This window comes from Candidatus Mesenet endosymbiont of Phosphuga atrata (genome assembly GCF_964020175.1).
Taxonomy (GTDB): domain Bacteria; phylum Pseudomonadota; class Alphaproteobacteria; order Rickettsiales; family Anaplasmataceae; genus Mesenet.
In genome coordinates, this window is sequence record NZ_OZ026541.1 from 721,739 (window position 1) to 738,477 (window position 16,739).

The window sequence follows — 16,739 nt, forward strand, 5'->3', positions numbered from 1 at the left end:
TAACATAAAATTATTTATGTTATAATTAGAGTTATATGGCAGCTTTCCAAGCTATAGCTCCAGCAAAAATCAACTTATTTTTGCATATAGTAGGGAAAAAACAAGATAATTATCATTTGCTTGAGACGTTTTTTATCTTTGCTAAGCTTTATGATATCCTTGAAATCAGAACAGATTATAAAAAATCTATGGTCACTTTTGTGAATGACGATTGTGAAATTAATAGTCGTTATAACACAATTACCAAAGCGATTAATTTACTCCTTAAGCACACTGCTAGACACGTAGAAATTTCAGTTAGAGTGATTAAAAATATACCTGTTGCTGCAGGTTTAGGTGGCGGTTCATCAGATGCAGGCGCAGTTATACGTATTTTAGGTAAGTATTGGAACATTGAAAATCAGGTACTAAACGAAGTTGCTGCAAACGTTGGCGCTGACGTTCCAGTAAGTGTAAATTGTGCTACTGCTTTTGCAAAAGGCACGGGTGATGACTTACACTATTATAAAAATTTTACTATACCAAAAAGCATAGTACTAGTAAATCCAGGCAAGCCTTTAAGCACTACTAGAGTATTTCAAGAATATAATGGCAATTTTTCTGCACCACTTGATTTTCCTAAAGCAGATACAGTAGACTTAATAGAGCTGATGCACAGCACGAAAAATGACTTGCAAGAGGTAGCAATTACCATTATTCCTGAAATTGAAGACATTTTATCATTTTTGCAAAAACAAGCAGGTTGCATAATCATGCGTATGTCTGGCAGTGGAGCAACCTGTTTTGGCATATTTGATAGTGAAAAAAAAGCAAAATCTGCAGCAAATAACGTGCACCACCATCACCCTAATTGGTGGGTGCACACTACAAGTTTGATAGTTTAAAGAAGAGGTTGCTGTTAAAACAGCAACCTCGTTAGATCTTATCTACCTTTGCTAGAAACTACTTGCTCTATTGGTGATCTAGAAGCCAGTTCGATAAAGCGTTCATGCTTTCCTTTTAGTTCTTTAATCTTCTCGCCATATTGCTTCCCTGCTTGAGTATCAACTTTTACAATAGGCTTTGGTGCTATCTTAGGTTTTCCACCAGCAGACTTTAAGTTTACTGTAAGCTGTGAAACATAATTTGGAATTTCTGTTTTTTGGCTATTCCTTATCTTATTACCAGCATCAATAACCTTTTGCGATTTTGGTGGAATAGCAGGTTTTTCTCTGATTTGTGCCACTTGTGGCTTAGATAATGTTTCTTCTTGCGCAAATTGAGGGATAATAGAAAAATTTACGTTTTCATATATACTTTTTTGAACATCTCTTACATCATCAAGTTTTACATTATGATCTTCGTCTTCTTCAACAATAGTTTCTAAAGTAGATGATCCACTAACCTTTTGCTCAAGAACTTCTTGTTTAGGCTCTGTTTGAGTTGTAACACAAAATTTAGCATCATCTACTTTTACTATACGCTTATCATCCAACTCTTCGAAATTTTTGCCTTTAAACTTTGCGATAATTTCTTGAAAGAACAGTTTTATTGCTTTAAAAACACCAATGCTTTTAGAATCTTGGTCTTTTATTTTTTCTCCATATTGCTTTAAAATATCATTTAAACATTTACTCTCTTCTTCACTGAATAATTTAACAATATTGTAAAGCTTTCTCATACTCTCATGCTCTTTAGAATTGACACTATTACTATTTGTGTCCACACTTGACTCTCTCTTAAATTTACATTTGAGTAAGTATTTAAGTGCATCAGATACCTCTTTCAATTCAAATAAAACTTTAACTCTTTCAGGAACAGGTGTTTTTTGTTCTTCTAGAAAATCATATATGTTTTGAAAATGTTTATCTACAAGATCTGAAACCTGATTGTTAGTTAACTTTATAGTTTCGTCTTTTAGTTTATTATATCCATTCATTTATTCCCCCATAATTAGTTTAGATATTAACCATATTACTGTATAAAGTATTAATTATTGGTTAATATCTTTAATAAAAGGAATAATTTATTTTAAAATTTTATTACTGTAATAAAACTAATATTTAATTATATAGATTTTATCTCTATCAGTTGAATATTGTTCCAACTGCTGCTGCCATAATTATCAATCGAAGCTGAAAGGTAATCGGTATCAAAACGCACAGGAACGTCAAATTCAAAATCGGCAGTGATTAGTGTGCCGCTGCTTGGTGCTGCAATAAATGTTATCTTTCCTGTAGTATAATCTATTAAGTAACCATCTGTTTTTATGGTTCCGTTAAAGTAGATTTTTATAGTCTCATGGGCAGGTTTTTTAATAACACGCACGTATGCACTACCTCCGCTTTCATACCTTTTTACTAATTGAAAGGTTGTGCTGCTGCCATCACCAATGCCAATTTTTTGCCCAATGGTTTTATAGTCTGACCAATCTTTAAAACGAAATCCAACGGCTTTGCCACGATGAGCACGAAAAAAGGCAATAAGTTCTGATAATTGCTGATCTGACTTAACTCCATAAGCTATGTTATATTTAGCGCGTGCTGCAGACCAGTTAATATTTCGCTGTTCATGGCCATTGTGAGTTGTGATAATATCAGTTGAAAATTCCGGTCCTCCTGTTGAACCATAAGATATATCTTCTGGAAACCTCATTTCTGTAAATTCCATACTCCCTCCTTATTAATTTTAAATAAGAGTTTATGCTTATTTAAATTTAGGCCGAAGCATAATCAGTTCTCGTTGACTTATAACAAATAGATCATATAATAGTTAATATTTTAATGTGATAAAAAGAATATGGGAAAGTATTTAACAAAAAGAGAGTTTGAATATAAAAGCGATTTGTTCGAAGCATTAGGCATTAAAAAAGAAGATGCTGTAGGCAAAAACTTTGAGCAGCTATCTCAGTTGATAGGAAAGCAATATAGAACACTATCACTTAAGTGTCATCCTGATAAATTTCAAAATAGTAGTAAAGAAGTAAAGGATGAAAATGATAAAAAATTTCAGATATTAGATGATGCTAAGAAAAGGTTAAGTAAGTATATCTTACCTTTACAGAAAGAGCAAGGAAGCCTCATTATACCATCTGAATATGAAGAATTTCTCTCTATTTTACAATCTAAACATGAATTCTCTCGCAGAGGTAAAATGTATTTACTATATGCATTGAGCTTCTTATTTATTTCTCTTCTTAGTTTAGTATCTTACTGTTACTTAATAAGTAAGCTAGTTATCAAATGTCAAAGTATTTCACTAAATTTAAGCAATGCTTCATTCTATGGAGCTTTGATTTGCTTCATCGCCTTTCCTATTTCTTTTTTTGCACTCACTTGTTTTGCAGCAAAAGATCTTTCTAAAATAAAAAATAGTGAGGAGTGCCTAGATCAAGAAGATTTGGTTAATAAGCTTGAAGATAAATTTTCTAAAAAGATGGGGTATAAACCATTAATATTGCTTATGAAATGTCTTCCCACTATGGCAATAATTCTAACAGCTGCTAGCTTGATAACAGAATCAGCATTAAATAATTTTAAAACTGTAGATACAAAATTACTTATAGGGGTGTCATTATTAATATTATCTTTTGGTTTGAAGTGTCTAGCTGATGAAGTATACGAAAGAAAAGTTGTAAACTTAGTTAAAGAAGAAAGAGCAGAAGGAAAATTGGATGAAGCTAGTATTAAAGGTCCTCTACTTGCAATTGAATATAACGTTTAGCTTGACATGCTACTGTGATTTTGAAAGATAAATCTAAGTTTTAAATATATTTAATGATCAACATCACTCTCTTAGATAAAACCCAGCAATATGAAAATGAAGTAAGTGGTTTTGAGCTTTTAAAAGAGTCAGAGGTTAAAAATAAAGCTATTGCTTTAAAAGTAAACGGCAATTTATGTGATTTATCATGTGCTATTGACTGTGATGCAAAAGTAGAGGTGATAACTGCACAAGATCAGGAAGGCCTTGATATTTTAAGGCACGATGCTGCGCATATTATGGCGCAAGCAGTGAAGGAGCTTTTTCCCGAAGTGCAAATTACTATCGGTCCAACAATAGAAGATGGTTTTTACTATGATTTTGCCCTAGAGCCAGGGAAATCTTTCTCTTCAGAAGATTTAGTAGCTATAGAAGAGAAAATGCAGGAAATTATCAAGTCTAATTATAAATTTATTCGTGAAGTTTGGACGCGCGAAGATGCAATAAATTTCTTTCAGGGTCATGGTGAAAATTACAAGGTTGAAATAATATCTAGTATCCCGGAAGGTGAAAAGCTCACTGTTTATAGGCAGGGCAGCTTTGTTGATTTATGCCGCGGTCCGCATTCTCCATCAACGGGAAGAGTTAAAGCGTTTAAGCTTATGAAAGTAGCAGGTGCATACTGGCGAGGTGACTCAAATAAACCAATGCTGCAGCGGATATATGGAACTGCATGGCGAGATAAAAATGAATTGCAAGAATATTTAACTCGCCTAGAAGAGGCAGAAAAAAGAGATCATAGAAAAATAGCTAAAGATATGGATCTGTTTCACATTCAGGATGAAGCCAAAGGCCAAGTCTTTTGGCACGAAAATGGTCTGATTGTATATCATGTAATTGAATCTTATATAAGGAAAAAATTAAGAAAAAACGGCTATAATGAAGTTAAAACACCTATTTTAGCAAGTAAAGAACTATGGGAAAAATCAGGTCATTGGGACAAGTTTCGTGAAAATATGTTTATAGTTAATGAAGATCAAGAAAAACAAATGGCAATAAAGCCAATGAATTGTCCTCTTCATATACAGATTTTTAATCAAAAGACGAGGAGCTATCGTGACTTGCCAATGCGTATTGCAGAATTCGGCACCTGTCATCGCAATGAATCATCCGGTTCATTACATGGCCTTATGCGTGTCCGCGGTTTTACGCAAGACGATGCACATATTTTTTGCACTGAAGAGCAGATTACTGAGGAGACAAAAAATTTCTGTAATCTTTTAAAAGAAGTATATGAAGATTTTGGCTTTAAAGATATATCAATAAAATTCTCTGATCGCCCAAATATTCGAGCAGGAAGTGATGAGATATGGGATAAAGCTGAAGAAGCATTGTTGCGTGCTGCTAAAGATAGTCAGCTAGATTATACTTTAAATCCTGGTGAAGGTGCCTTTTATGGACCAAAATTGGAGTTTGTTTTGAAAGATACAATTGGTAGAGATTGGCAATGTGGAACATTGCAGGTCGATTTTGTTTTGCCACAAAGGCTTGATGCTTCCTATATTGGGGCTGATGGTCAAAAACATCGTCCAGTAATGATACACAGGGCAATACTTGGTACGCTTGAGCGTTTTATAGGAATTTTGATTGAGCATTATGCTGGCAAATTGCCTCTGTGGCTTGCGCCTGTACAATTAACTATAGCAACTATCACTCATGAGTGTAACGAATACGCACTGGAAATTGAACAAAGATTAAAGCAAAAGGGAGTTAGGGTAGAAGTTGATTTAACTAATGAGAAAATTAATTATAAGATACGCTTGCATAGTTTAAAGAAGGTACCTATATTATGGATCATAGGTAAAAACGAGGTGCTAAAGAAAGAAGTGTCAATAAGGTATTTAGGTAAAATAGATCAAATTTCTTCATCAGTTGATGAAGCTATCCAATCATTATCGGAGTTAGTAGTTTGCAAATAAGGAAAAATTCCAATACAAACAGAAGTGATCAATATATTACAGCTAAAGAAGTGCGCTTGATTGATCAAAGTGGCAATATGGTTGGAATTGTACCAACCCAAGATGCTACAAGACTTGCAAAAGAGGCAGGTTTAGATTTAGTTGTAGTTGCTCCTGACGCTAATCCTCCTGTTTGCAAGATATTGGATTATAGTAAGTATAAGTATGAAGCTAGAAGGAAAATAAGTGAGGCAAAGAAAAAGCAGAAAATTATAAAAATAAAGGAATTTAAACTCAAACCTAATATAGATCCTCATGATTATGATATAAAGTTGAGAAACATATTAAAGCATCTTGAAGAAGGTAATAAAATTAAAGTTAACATGAGGTTTTCTGGCAGAGAGATGAGATTGCAACTACCTATACAAAAAGGTAAGGAAATTTTTAATAAGTTGATAAAAGACACTGAAGATATAGTAAAATTAGAATTGCCTCCTAAGATGGATGGAAATCTATTACTAATGATCCTTACTGTAAAATGAATTTAAATTACAGTAAACAGAGCTTTTGTACATTCCAACTATAAAAGTCCTTAAACTTTCATCAAAAGAATTTCATATAATCAAGAAGTTTTATCCTTACTTAATTTATAAAAAACAGAAGATAAAAATGCAAACACAGGTAGTATTTCTAACCTACCAATTAGCATTACAAGCGATAACAACAATTTAGTTGAATTTGAAAAAGTAGCATAATTTCCTGATGGTCCAATAATAGCACCAAAACCAGGACCTGAATTTGTTAAGGCTGCTGAGATAGCACTTAAGCTTGTTATAAAATCAACCTTACTTATAAAGGACATAGCTATTGTTGCAATAGTAAATATTGATATGTAAAGAAAAAAATATATAAAAATGCTTTTGATTTCTTCATCCTCTAAAATTTTGCCGTTAAGTTTAACAACATTTGTTTCATTTGGGTTCACTACATCATGAAAATAAGCTTTTACCGCCTTAATTAGCACTACTATACGAAATATTTTGACGCCACCACTTGTTGAGCCGCTGCAACCACCAATGAGTGTTAAAAAGAATGCAAACACTACAATAAAACACCAATTGCTATAATCGCAAATGGTAAACCCAGCTGATGTTGTTAAGGACACTATACTAAATATACTATATCGAAATAGGATAAAATCTCTATCTGTTTTATTATCCAAGCAAATATTACTGAAATGAATCCAGATAAACGTTATAAGTACTGAAACGATAATAATTCCAATAAAATAAAGGATCTGTTCATCATAAAAATATAACCTTTTTGTCATTTTTAAATAAGTTAAAAATGGACATGCCCCTAAAAGCATAAATGTAACAGCAATAATCTCAATTTTTATGCTGTTGTAGTGAGCAAGAGAATCATCGTAATTAGCAAAACCACCCGTTGATACAGTCGATATTCCATGACATATGGCATCAAAAATAGACATGCCAGCAAAATAATAAAGTAGAATACATAGAAAGATGAAAATGCAATACACTATGGTAATGTGTGCAACTGTATGCACGATATTTGGTAATTTCTTTTTTGCAACTTCGGAAGATTCGGATGCAAGTAAATTGCGTAGACCTGCAAATTTCAAAGAAGGAAAAATAATAATTCCTATTGTAATGATTCCTAACCCTCCAATCCCGCTCAGTATTGCTCTCCAAAGCAATATTCCTGGGGATTTCTCATGCAAATGACTTAAGATAGTTGCACCTGTTGTTGTAATGCCTGATATAGTTTCAAACACAGCATCAACATAGCTTATAGAGGTCTCAAAGAGAAAAGGAATTGCTGCAAATAATGGTAAAACAAACCAAACGCAACTTGTAACAGCAAAATCTTTCACACTATTTAATTTACTAAGTTTACCAAGTAATGAAAAAACTATGCTGAAAAACAGTGTAATAGCAGAGCTAATAATAAATCCCTTCCACTCATAACCAAACAGTAGGTTAGTTACTGCAGGAATGGTCATGATAATACTTAAGGGAAGCAAAAGTATTCCAATTATAAATACTATTGAGCGCAAATCTTTGAGCATTTTTTGATATTATAAAAAGATTTCTACATCTAAAAAATACTATACAATTATAATTTTAATTTAGAGTTATAATTGATGTTAGAGTTAAGGAATATTTCTTATTATTATAATAAGGATGGTTTTGCTTTAAACAATATTAATATCAAGATAAATAGAGGCTCAGTTGCATGTTTACTTGGCCCATCAGGGTGCGGTAAGTCTACAATACTAAAATTAATAGCTGGGATAGAGAGGCCAAAATCTGGCTTCATTGCTGTAAATAATAAAGCAGTAGTAAATGATCATGTTTTTCTTCCTATTGAAAAACGTAATATTGGGCTTATTTTTCAACATCCTACATTATTTCCCCACAAGACAGTGATTGAAAATATAACTTTTGCTATCAAGAAGTGTAATAAAGAAGAGAAATACAAAATTGCTTTGGAAATCTTAGACTTGGTGAACATGACAAGCTATAAGGACTTATATCCTCATATGCTATCTGGTGGACAGCAGCAGTTAATTACGATAGCAAGAACGATTGCTCAAAAGCCTGAGGTAGTTTTGCTTGATGAACCATTCTCTAACATGGATGTAATATTAAAACGCAAAATAAGAAAATACATGCTATCTCTTTTCAAAGAGAGGAATATAGCTGCACTACTTGTTACTCACGATCCGGAAGAAGCATTAGAGATTGCAGATACTATATATATTATCCGTGATGGCAGCGTAATCCAACATGGCACTCCGCATGATATATATTACAATCCTAAAGATTACGAATTAGCAAAGTTTTTTGGTGAATTGAACCATTTCCACGCAGTCGCTAAAAAAAATTATGTGGAATCGCCATTTGGGAAAATACCAATTAATTCTCAAAATAACAATGATAAAGTTATTGTCTGCATTAGGCCTGAGGCAATTTTACTACAGAATAATGGTGGGATTCAAGCTATAGTTGATAGTGTTAAGTTTTTTAATAAGATGGTTTATATTAAAATAAAAAGTTATTTATGCTTCATGAGGTTTCCTATTGCATTGTTACCGAATAAAGGTGATATAATATCTATAGCACTTGATCTAGATCAAGTGCTTGTATTTAAAGCTTAAAATTTTGGAGGTAAATATGAGTTTAGGTCCATGGCAATTATTTTTAATTTTAATGATAATCTTAGTATTATTTGGTGCAGGGAGGTTACCGCAAGTCATGAGTGACTTTGGTCGTGGTATTCGTAACTTAAAACAAGAATTAAAAGATTCTGATAAGTTATCACCAGCAAAAGACGAACCAGATCGTTAGCTTCTTTCAATTCATCAATAGTGCATAGTTTCAAATTATGCACTATGAAATTCAGAAAACCATTTTTAAAATAAAAATTATACTCTATTAATATCTTAAAAACTCAAAAATTGTTATAATTGATCTTTTACCTTTTATAGGTAAAATCAAATTTTAATGAACAATAAGGCATATGGTACAACTGTCGTTACCAAAAAATTCGAAAGTTAATAAAAACGGTAAAGTTTATCCAGTTCCAAATGCTGCAAAAAAAGTAAAACGCTTTAAAATTTATCGTTGGTCTCCTGATGATGAGGAAAATCCAAGAATAGATACTTTTTTTATCGATATTGATGATTGTGGTCCAATGGTCCTCGATGCCCTTATTAAAATTAAAGATGAGGTTGACTCAACTTTAACTTTTAGACGTTCTTGTCGTGAAGGAATATGTGGATCATGTGCAATGAATATTGATGGTACTAACACGCTTGCATGCACTAAAGCTATCTCTGATATCAGAGGTGACGTTAAGATATATCCATTGCCACATATGCATGTCATAAAAGACCTAGTTCCAGATTTGAGCCACTTCTATGAGCAATACAAGCAGATAAAACCATGGCTGCAAGCTAAAGAGCCCAAAAATCAAGATAAAGAGCGTTTGCAATCTCCAAAAGATAGAGAAAAATTAGATGGTTTATATGATTGTATATTATGTGCATGTTGTTCTACTGCATGCCCTAGCTATTGGTGGAATAGTGATAAATATCTAGGTCCAGCAATATTATTACAAATGTATAGGTGGATTGTCGACAGTCGTGATGAGAATAAAGATGAGCGTCTTGATTTTCTGGATGATGCCTTTAAATTATATCGCTGTCACACCATAATGAACTGTACTAAAACTTGTCCTAAGAGCTTGAATCCAGGCAAAGCAATAGCAAAGATAAAACAGTCAATGCTAAATAAGGTTTAGCACTTATTTTACTTAAATTAGAAGGTTATATATGCAATTTCGTGGCGTATTTACAGCTCTTGTAACTCCATTTAGTAAAGACAATTCTATTGATGAAAATGCATTTTGCGAACTAGTTGAGTGGCAGATAAGCGGAGGAGTCCACGGGTTAGTGCCATGCGGTACTACTGGAGAAAGCTCTACCTTAACATTTGAAGAATATTGTGAAATAGTAGAGCTGTGCGTAAAAACTGTAAATAAGCAAGTACCCATAATAGCTGGTGTTGGGTCTAACAATACTGCCGAGGTTATAAAGAAGGTAAAATACATAGAATCAGTTGGAGCTGATGCTGTGCTTGTAGTGGCACCATATTATAATAAACCAACACAGGATGGCTTGTATAGCCATTTTAAGACAATACATGATAATACTCATATCCCAATCATACTTTATAATGTTCCTGGAAGATGTGCTGTTGATATTTCGGATGTAACTGCAGGAAAAATAATGGAACTTGAAAGAATTATAGGTATAAAAGATGCAACTGGTGATTTAAATCGTCCATTAAATCTAAAAACATTAGTGAAGAAAGAAATTTCTTTATTATCTGGGGAAGATTCAACTGCACTAGCGTTTAACATTCACGGCGGGTGTGGATGTATATCAGTAACTGCAAATATTGCACCAAAGTTATGTGCAAAATTACAAAACTTATTTTTTAACAAGCAATTTGCAGAAGCAGTGGAGCTTAATAAAAAATTGTTTTCTTTAAATCAAGTGTTATTTTGTGAAGCAAATCCAATACCTGTAAAATATGGGTTGAGCTTACTTAAACCTAATATCTTTCCGAATTTGCGCTTACCACTGACAGAAGCTAGTGAAGATACTAAAATTAAGGTGAAAAAAGTGATGCAAGACCTTAATATAATATAAAGTTTCTCAAAGATGTCTTGCATATTAAAGTTATCATCTATCGCTAAAAGCTTTGGTGAGCATGTCATTATAGACAATATTAACCTAGAAGTTAAAAGTGGAGAAATTATTGCACTAATTGGTAAATCAGGTTCTGGTAAAACAACAGTTTTACAAATAGCAGGGCTACTTGATGAACCAACTTCTGGAAGCGTTTTGGTTAATGGCACTGATTGCACAAAAATAAATAATAGGCAAAAAACATATCTGCGTAGAACATTTGGCTTTGTTTATCAATTTCACCACCTTCTACATGAATTTTCAGCACTTGAAAATGTCATGCTTCTGCAAATGATATTGGGCAAAAATAAGGGTGAGGCAAAAAAAAATGCACAATCTATGTTAGCAAATTTTGGCCTGCAGGATAGAGAGTTACACATGATATCTGAGCTTTCAGGAGGAGAAAGGCAAAGGCTCGCAATAGCTAGAGGTCTTATCAATTTTCCTCAGCTTGTGCTTGCAGACGAGCCTACAGGTAACTTAGATCCAGAGAACTCACTTAAGGTATTCTCACTCTTGCATGACTATGCAAAAGTAAAAAATATTGCTGTATTTATGGTTACTCATAACCATATTCTTGCTCAAAAAGCAGATACGATTTTTGCCTTAGAGAAAGGAGTGTTAACCAAATTGCAATGAACATAGCTCTTTTTCTGTATATGCTTTTTGTGTATAGGATTTGACAATTTAAATCTTTTCTTTTTAATAAAACAGATTTAGAATGAGTTAATAAACTATTGAAAGCGTGTTCATAAGTAACATAAAACAAATATGAATTACTGTTGAATAATATAGTACTTGCACTAGGTGCGAATTGTGGTAATGAAATTAGGATTTTGAAGAGGGTAATAGATCTGCTACCACTCTATAGTAGAATTACTTCTTTCATCTATAAAAGCAAAGCATTATTACCTAAAAATGCACCTATGTCTTGGGAATCTCCATTTTTCAACATGGCAGTCATTGGATACTCTGATTTAGAGTTAAATCAGTTTTTCAATGTGATAAAAAATCTTGAAATAGCTATGGGACGATCGAACAAAGCACGCTGGTCGCCAAGAATAATTGATATCGACATTTTATTTTGGGGAAGCAGTAAAATAGAGTCTAAAATTCTCTTAATACCTCACTTACAAATGCATCATCGCGATTTCGTACTACTTCCAACGTGTGATATTTGCTCAAGATTTATCCATCCAACTTTAAATAAGAGTATCGCAGATATTGCAGCAAACCTTAAAGAAATTAATTTAATTAAGATCTAATATGTGTGATTAATAAAGGTTATTACAATAAAGATGTAAGATTAAATAAAAATTGAGATAGTTTGTACTAAACGCCACTTAATCTGACAGTGACGAATTAACTGACAGAAGAATTTAAATATACTATCAGAATCCTGATTAATGTTATTAATATTTTTCTGGAAAGCAATATATCAAGAAAAGTCTGCATCGGTGTTTTACCATAGCAATATTTGCCTGATTGTCTCATTGTAAGAACGCAACCAACATCTATCTGCAGATCTTCTAAAGAACTATATTTCTAAAGATGATTTGCATAGTTTTGTGAAGCATATGCCATTAGTTTGCGGAGTTATAGTATTTTCTAAAGTAAATGATAAAGGTATAATGAACAATTTTAGAAGAGGGAAAATGGCATACAGTGTAGATTTAAGAGATTATCTTTAGTTAAAAAAGGGGAATCAAAGGCTGAGGTTGTGGAGCTGTTGGAATAGCAATACTATACAGATGGCTAAAAAAGAAAGCTGTTGGTTAAAACCAGCAAAAGCTAGTGGTTTCATACGAAAAATAGATCCCTAGAAGAATATGTAAAAAAGCATCCAGCTGGCAGAGATGAAATTGGTTTCGGAATAAGCGCAATTTGGTACAACAGCTAAAAATCACATTAAAAAAAATTTATCAAGAGATGAAAGATTATATAGAGAATATGGACAAGAGGAGAGAAAATACATGCACTGGCAAAAGACGAAAACATAATAGGATGGAAGAAGATTTGTTGCACCTCTGACCTTTACTGGAGGTTGTGATAAAGAAGTACTTAATACATGGTTAGAACACTACCGGAGCTGCCTGTTAATACAACTGTAGTTATGGATAATGCAATAAAACCGCTAAAACAAGAGAATTAATTGAAAAGGCAATTTACTCTATCTTCCTCCATATTCTCCTGATTTGAACCCCATTGAGCATTGCTCGCATACCATCAAAAGTTACCTCAAATGCATCAACATTTCTTCTTGTTGTTGGTAACGCTATTATTGAGGTTTATCATTCAGTTTAGGAAAGACTATAGTTGAACGAGCTTTTGCTCATCTTTGCTTTGTTTACTCTTTTTTTACGCTCAAGTTTCTTAGCTTCTTTAACCACTCGAAAATAGTGCTTCTTCCAATTTTAAAAACCCTACAAGCTTCAGCTTTCGAATATCCAGAGTTTATAAATTCTATTACTTTTTTTCTTAAGTCTAACGAATGTCATATCTTTTATTCTCACAAATCTATTATTTTTAATAATAGTCCTTTTGTATAGTGAATTTACTATACTACAGATTCATCTATTTTCTTGTTATCTGAACACTTATATTTTTCTAATCTATCTAATTTACTATGCGTTTGCCCCCCTATGCAAAAACCACTTTAATATATAGTAATTTATTTCAAATAATAAGTAAAGATATTAATTATAATGTTACTTATTTATTAACATCTATTCACTTTTACCTTCATATTTTTTACAGTAAAGCAATGCTGGCGTAAAAAATAAAGTAAGTGCTGTAGCAAGGACCAGGCCACTTGCTATGGTAATTGAAAGATGGGTCCACCATTGGCTTGCAGGAGCATTGTACGTAATTTCACGTTTAAAAAAATTGATACTAATTTTTGTAATCATAGGCATTAGACCTAAACCTGTTGTTGCCACCGTAAGTAGTATTGGCCTAACTCTTGAGATACAAGCTCTAATTATAGCTTCTTTTACGCCATAAAGCTTTAGTTTACTCTCAAAAGAATCAATTAGTAATATGTTATTATTTACAATGATCCCAGCAAGAGCGATAATCCCTACTCCGCCCATGACAACACCAAATACTTGCTTTAGCAGCAGTAAACTGCAAAAAACACAAGTCGTAGATAAAAATACTGCAGTCATAACAATAAAAGTGTTATAAACACTATTAAATTCTGTAACAAGCACTAAGATCATAAGCATTATTGCGAGTATAAATTCTTTCAGTAAGAAAGCTTGAGCTTCATTTTGATCTTTACTCTCACCTTTAAAATCAACTATAACTTCTTTATCCCAATCTTCTTGCAATTTAATAAATTTTATTTGCTCACTAGCTAAATACCCAGAAGCAACGTCAGCAGAAACTGTAAGTGTGCGCATTCCATCTGTTCTGTTTATTCTACTGATTTTATTTTTAGGGCTACGCTTAGTAAATGTGCTGATAGGAGATGGACCGTCTTTTGTGCTGACAAATAAATTATCTAAAGTTTTAAGGTTACGATTTTCCTTAGGAAAACGAGCAATAATATCAACTTCTTCATCAAGATTATTTGGTCTATATTTTCCAATTATCACACCACTAGTTACCATTTTTATAAACTCACCAACAACTGTAATGTCAGTTCTAGAAAGCATAGCCTTGCTGCGGTTGATATCTATATCCCATTCAATTTCAGGTGACGCACGACTATCTTGGATATTGATAAATCCTAACGAATTATGCATCAGGGTTAAAATTTTATTTAATGCTGCTTCCATTTTTATCCAAGATTTTGAGCTTAAATTAATTTGTATTGGTTTATCTCCTTGTGGTCCCATTTTTTCTTCTTGAACTTCAATTACGACTCCTTTGATATCACGCATACGATTTCTAATATCACTTATTATGTCATAAGCCTTACGGCGCAGGTGCCAATTGGCAAACTCTAATTGGATTTTAGCTATCAGATCATCTGAATTTTCTTCTGATGTGAATAGTCCAGATCTTGCATAAAAAATCTTAATTTCATCCTTCATATCTAAAATATGACTTTCAACTTCCTGAAGTATAAGATCACGTTCTTTAACTGATAGATTACCTTTAGCTCTAACATTTATTACTGCATTGTCTGGTTCTATACTTGGAAAGAATTCCACACCTGGACCAAATTCAAAGTAAACTATACTAACTGATATTAAAGCAGTTATGGTAATGAAAATAAATCTCTTTGGGTTATTTAAGACTTTATTTAAAACACTTACGTAAGCTTTAAGAAAAGTGCTAGTTTTTTCTAGGCTGCCACTTTCTATGGCATTCATTTTTTCAATTTCTTCTGGCAGAGTTGTGGACGGCTTGCCAAATATTGCACCTAAAGTAGGAGTGAAGATTAAAGCTATAACTAAGGAACTACTTAAAGTTGCAACTAAAGTGACGGGTATATATTTCATAAATTCGCCAGTCACCCCTGGCCAAAATAAAAGTGGTATAAACACAGCCAATTTTGTTAAAGTAGCGGAAGTTACAGGCCAGAACATATCGGTTGCAGCTACCCTAAATGCCTCTCTGGGACTCAGTCCGCTAATCATTTTCCTATCTGCATATTCATTCACTACAATTGAATCATCAACTAGCATGCCAACAGCCATAATTAAGCTAAATAGCACTACTATATTGAGCGTGATTCCCATAAAATGAAGTATGATAATACCAAGTAAAAATGATCCTGGAATTGCTAAAGAAACCAGCATAGATATCCTTGTACCCATAGTCAGCATCATAACAATAAGTATAAGCAACACAGAAAATATTATGCTGTTCTCTAAATCATTAATGGTATCTGCAATTTTATCTGATTGATCTTGCATATAAACTACAGATAAATTTTTTGGAAGTTCCGCTTTACTAACTAGATTCTTTACTTGATTTATAGTTTCTATAACATTTGCACCTGTACGCTTTGAGACTTCAAATACAATGGCTGGCTCGCCGTTTATACGAGCAAACCCTTTTCTATCCTCAAATTTATAATATACTTCCGCTACATCTTCTACCTTAACTACAGCATCTCTTTGCACTCTTAATGGCACTTTTAGTATATCTTTTACATCTTTAAATGTGCCTGATATTTTTATTGAGTATCTACCAATATCACCTTCTAGTACTCCAGCTCCTATTAATCTATTATTGCGCGTTATTGCACCCAAGATTTCTTCAAGCTGTAGGTTATAGCTGTTAAATACGCTGGGCTTAATTATAACTTCAACTATCTCTTTGCGCATGCCTGCAACTTCAACACTCAAAACGTTGGGCATCGTCTCTATGGCATTTTTTAAATTACGTGCTATTTCATTTAACGTCCTCTCCGGCAAATTTCCTATTAAACCAACATTTATAACCGGAAATAAGCTTAAATTTACTTCATGTGCTGCTAAGTGATCTGCTTCATTTGGTAGTTTTGAGCGTATATCATCCATCTTTGCTCTTACGTCTTCTAAAGCTTTTTTGCTATCGAATCCGGCTTTAAATTTAAGTGTAACATATGCACGGTCATCGGTTGCAACCGATGATATCTCCTCAATTCCTTGAATTGACTTAAGTTCATTTTCCATAGGAATTGCAAGTATGCGTTCACTGTCCTCAGGAGAGATACCTTGCAAATTTACAGAAACATTAATAACAGGTATTTGGATGTCTGGGTTAGTCTCACGTGGCATCTGCACGTAAGAATAAATACCAATAAAAAAAATCATAAGCAGTAGCAATAGAGTTGCCCTGTTACGATTTACAAATACTTCAACTATTCCCTTCATAGTTAC

General features: G+C 33.1%; 16 protein-coding genes and 1 pseudogene. 11 read left to right on the forward strand and 6 right to left on the reverse strand.

Features of this window, described 5'->3' with window-relative positions:
- Nucleotides 1-35: 35 nt before the first annotated feature.
- The gene (locus AACL09_RS03505; RefSeq protein ID WP_339046959.1) at nt 36-884 is read left to right on the forward strand and encodes a 4-(cytidine 5'-diphospho)-2-C-methyl-D-erythritol kinase; all 849 of its coding nucleotides are present in this window, start codon (nt 36-38) and stop codon (nt 882-884) included.
- Between the two features lie 38 nt (nt 885-922).
- Here the strand turns inward: AACL09_RS03505 and AACL09_RS03510 are convergent, their stop codons facing one another.
- Together AACL09_RS03510 and AACL09_RS03515 are read right to left on the reverse strand one after the other, a co-directional pair.
- Nucleotides 923-1,918, reverse strand: a complete 996-nt coding sequence (locus AACL09_RS03510) for a hypothetical protein (protein WP_339046961.1) — start codon at nt 1,916-1,918, stop codon at nt 923-925.
- Between the two features lie 128 nt (nt 1,919-2,046).
- On the reverse strand, nt 2,047-2,649 hold the full coding sequence (locus AACL09_RS03515; RefSeq protein WP_339046963.1) for a DUF2460 domain-containing protein: 603 nt from the start codon (nt 2,647-2,649) through the stop codon (nt 2,047-2,049).
- A 129-nt stretch (nt 2,650-2,778) separates the two neighbouring features.
- Between AACL09_RS03515 and AACL09_RS03520 the strand changes: the two genes are divergently transcribed.
- Genes AACL09_RS03520 through infC form a run of 3 tightly spaced genes read left to right on the forward strand, consistent with a single transcriptional unit; the run spans nt 2,779 to nt 6,181 of the window.
- Complete coding sequence (locus AACL09_RS03520; protein ID WP_339046965.1) at nt 2,779-3,702, forward strand: J domain-containing protein; 924 nt, start codon at nt 2,779-2,781, stop codon at nt 3,700-3,702.
- Nucleotides 3,703-3,755: 53 nt separating this feature from the next.
- The gene (gene thrS, locus AACL09_RS03525) at nt 3,756-5,660 is read left to right on the forward strand and encodes a threonine--tRNA ligase (RefSeq protein ID WP_339046967.1); all 1,905 of its coding nucleotides are present in this window, start codon (nt 3,756-3,758) and stop codon (nt 5,658-5,660) included.
- Nucleotides 5,651-6,181, forward strand: coding sequence for a translation initiation factor IF-3 (infC, locus tag AACL09_RS03530; protein WP_339046969.1), 531 nt, complete (start codon nt 5,651-5,653; stop codon nt 6,179-6,181). Before thrS ends, infC begins: the two co-directional genes overlap by 10 nt.
- Nucleotides 6,182-6,261: 80 nt before the next feature.
- Here infC and AACL09_RS03535 read toward each other — a convergent pair whose 3' ends face one another.
- Nucleotides 6,262-7,731, reverse strand: a complete 1,470-nt coding sequence (locus AACL09_RS03535; protein ID WP_339046971.1) for a TrkH family potassium uptake protein — start codon at nt 7,729-7,731, stop codon at nt 6,262-6,264.
- 75 nt (nt 7,732-7,806) lie between these two features.
- On the opposite strand from AACL09_RS03535, the gene AACL09_RS03540 reads away from it, so the two are divergent.
- The 6 genes from AACL09_RS03540 to folK all read left to right on the forward strand — a co-directional run bounded on the left by AACL09_RS03540 (nt 7,807) and on the right by folK (nt 12,185).
- Nucleotides 7,807-8,823 (forward strand): ABC transporter ATP-binding protein, encoded by a 1,017-nt coding sequence (locus tag AACL09_RS03540; RefSeq protein ID WP_339046973.1) that lies wholly within the window; start codon nt 7,807-7,809, stop codon nt 8,821-8,823.
- A 16-nt stretch (nt 8,824-8,839) separates the two neighbouring features.
- A complete protein-coding gene (locus AACL09_RS03545) occupies nt 8,840-9,013 on the forward strand; it encodes a twin-arginine translocase TatA/TatE family subunit (RefSeq protein ID WP_339046975.1) in 174 nt (57 codons plus the stop codon).
- 172 nt (nt 9,014-9,185) lie between these two features.
- A complete protein-coding gene (locus tag AACL09_RS03550; RefSeq protein WP_339046977.1) occupies nt 9,186-9,968 on the forward strand; it encodes a succinate dehydrogenase iron-sulfur subunit in 783 nt (260 codons plus the stop codon).
- A 31-nt stretch (nt 9,969-9,999) separates the two neighbouring features.
- A complete protein-coding gene (gene dapA / locus AACL09_RS03555) occupies nt 10,000-10,881 on the forward strand; it encodes a 4-hydroxy-tetrahydrodipicolinate synthase (RefSeq protein ID WP_339046979.1) in 882 nt (293 codons plus the stop codon).
- 12 nt (nt 10,882-10,893) lie between these two features.
- Nucleotides 10,894-11,559 carry an ABC transporter ATP-binding protein gene (locus AACL09_RS03560; RefSeq protein ID WP_339046982.1) on the forward strand — a complete coding sequence of 222 codons (666 nt, stop codon included), beginning with the start codon at nt 10,894-10,896 and terminating at the stop codon, nt 11,557-11,559.
- Between the two features lie 143 nt (nt 11,560-11,702).
- A complete protein-coding gene (gene folK / locus AACL09_RS03565; protein WP_339046984.1) occupies nt 11,703-12,185 on the forward strand; it encodes a 2-amino-4-hydroxy-6-hydroxymethyldihydropteridine diphosphokinase in 483 nt (160 codons plus the stop codon).
- A 41-nt stretch (nt 12,186-12,226) separates the two neighbouring features.
- Here the strand turns inward: folK and AACL09_RS03570 are convergent.
- Nucleotides 12,227-12,462 (reverse strand): annotated as a pseudogene (locus tag AACL09_RS03570) (hypothetical protein); the annotation flags it as partial.
- 653 nt (nt 12,463-13,115) lie between these two features.
- Here AACL09_RS03570 and AACL09_RS06425 point away from each other — a divergent pair.
- Entirely contained in the window at nt 13,116-13,193 is a 78-nt protein-coding gene (locus tag AACL09_RS06425) for a hypothetical protein (protein ID WP_410519830.1), read from the forward strand.
- A 74-nt stretch (nt 13,194-13,267) separates the two neighbouring features.
- Here the strand turns inward: AACL09_RS06425 and AACL09_RS06430 are convergent, their stop codons facing one another.
- Together AACL09_RS06430 and AACL09_RS03575 are read right to left on the reverse strand one after the other, a co-directional pair.
- Nucleotides 13,268-13,387 carry an IS630 transposase-related protein gene (locus tag AACL09_RS06430; RefSeq protein ID WP_410519831.1) on the reverse strand — a complete coding sequence of 40 codons (120 nt, stop codon included), beginning with the start codon at nt 13,385-13,387 and terminating at the stop codon, nt 13,268-13,270.
- 259 nt (nt 13,388-13,646) lie between these two features.
- Nucleotides 13,647-16,733, reverse strand: coding sequence for an efflux RND transporter permease subunit (locus AACL09_RS03575; RefSeq protein ID WP_339046986.1), 3,087 nt, complete (start codon nt 16,731-16,733; stop codon nt 13,647-13,649).
- Between the last annotated feature and the right edge of the window lie 6 nt (nt 16,734-16,739).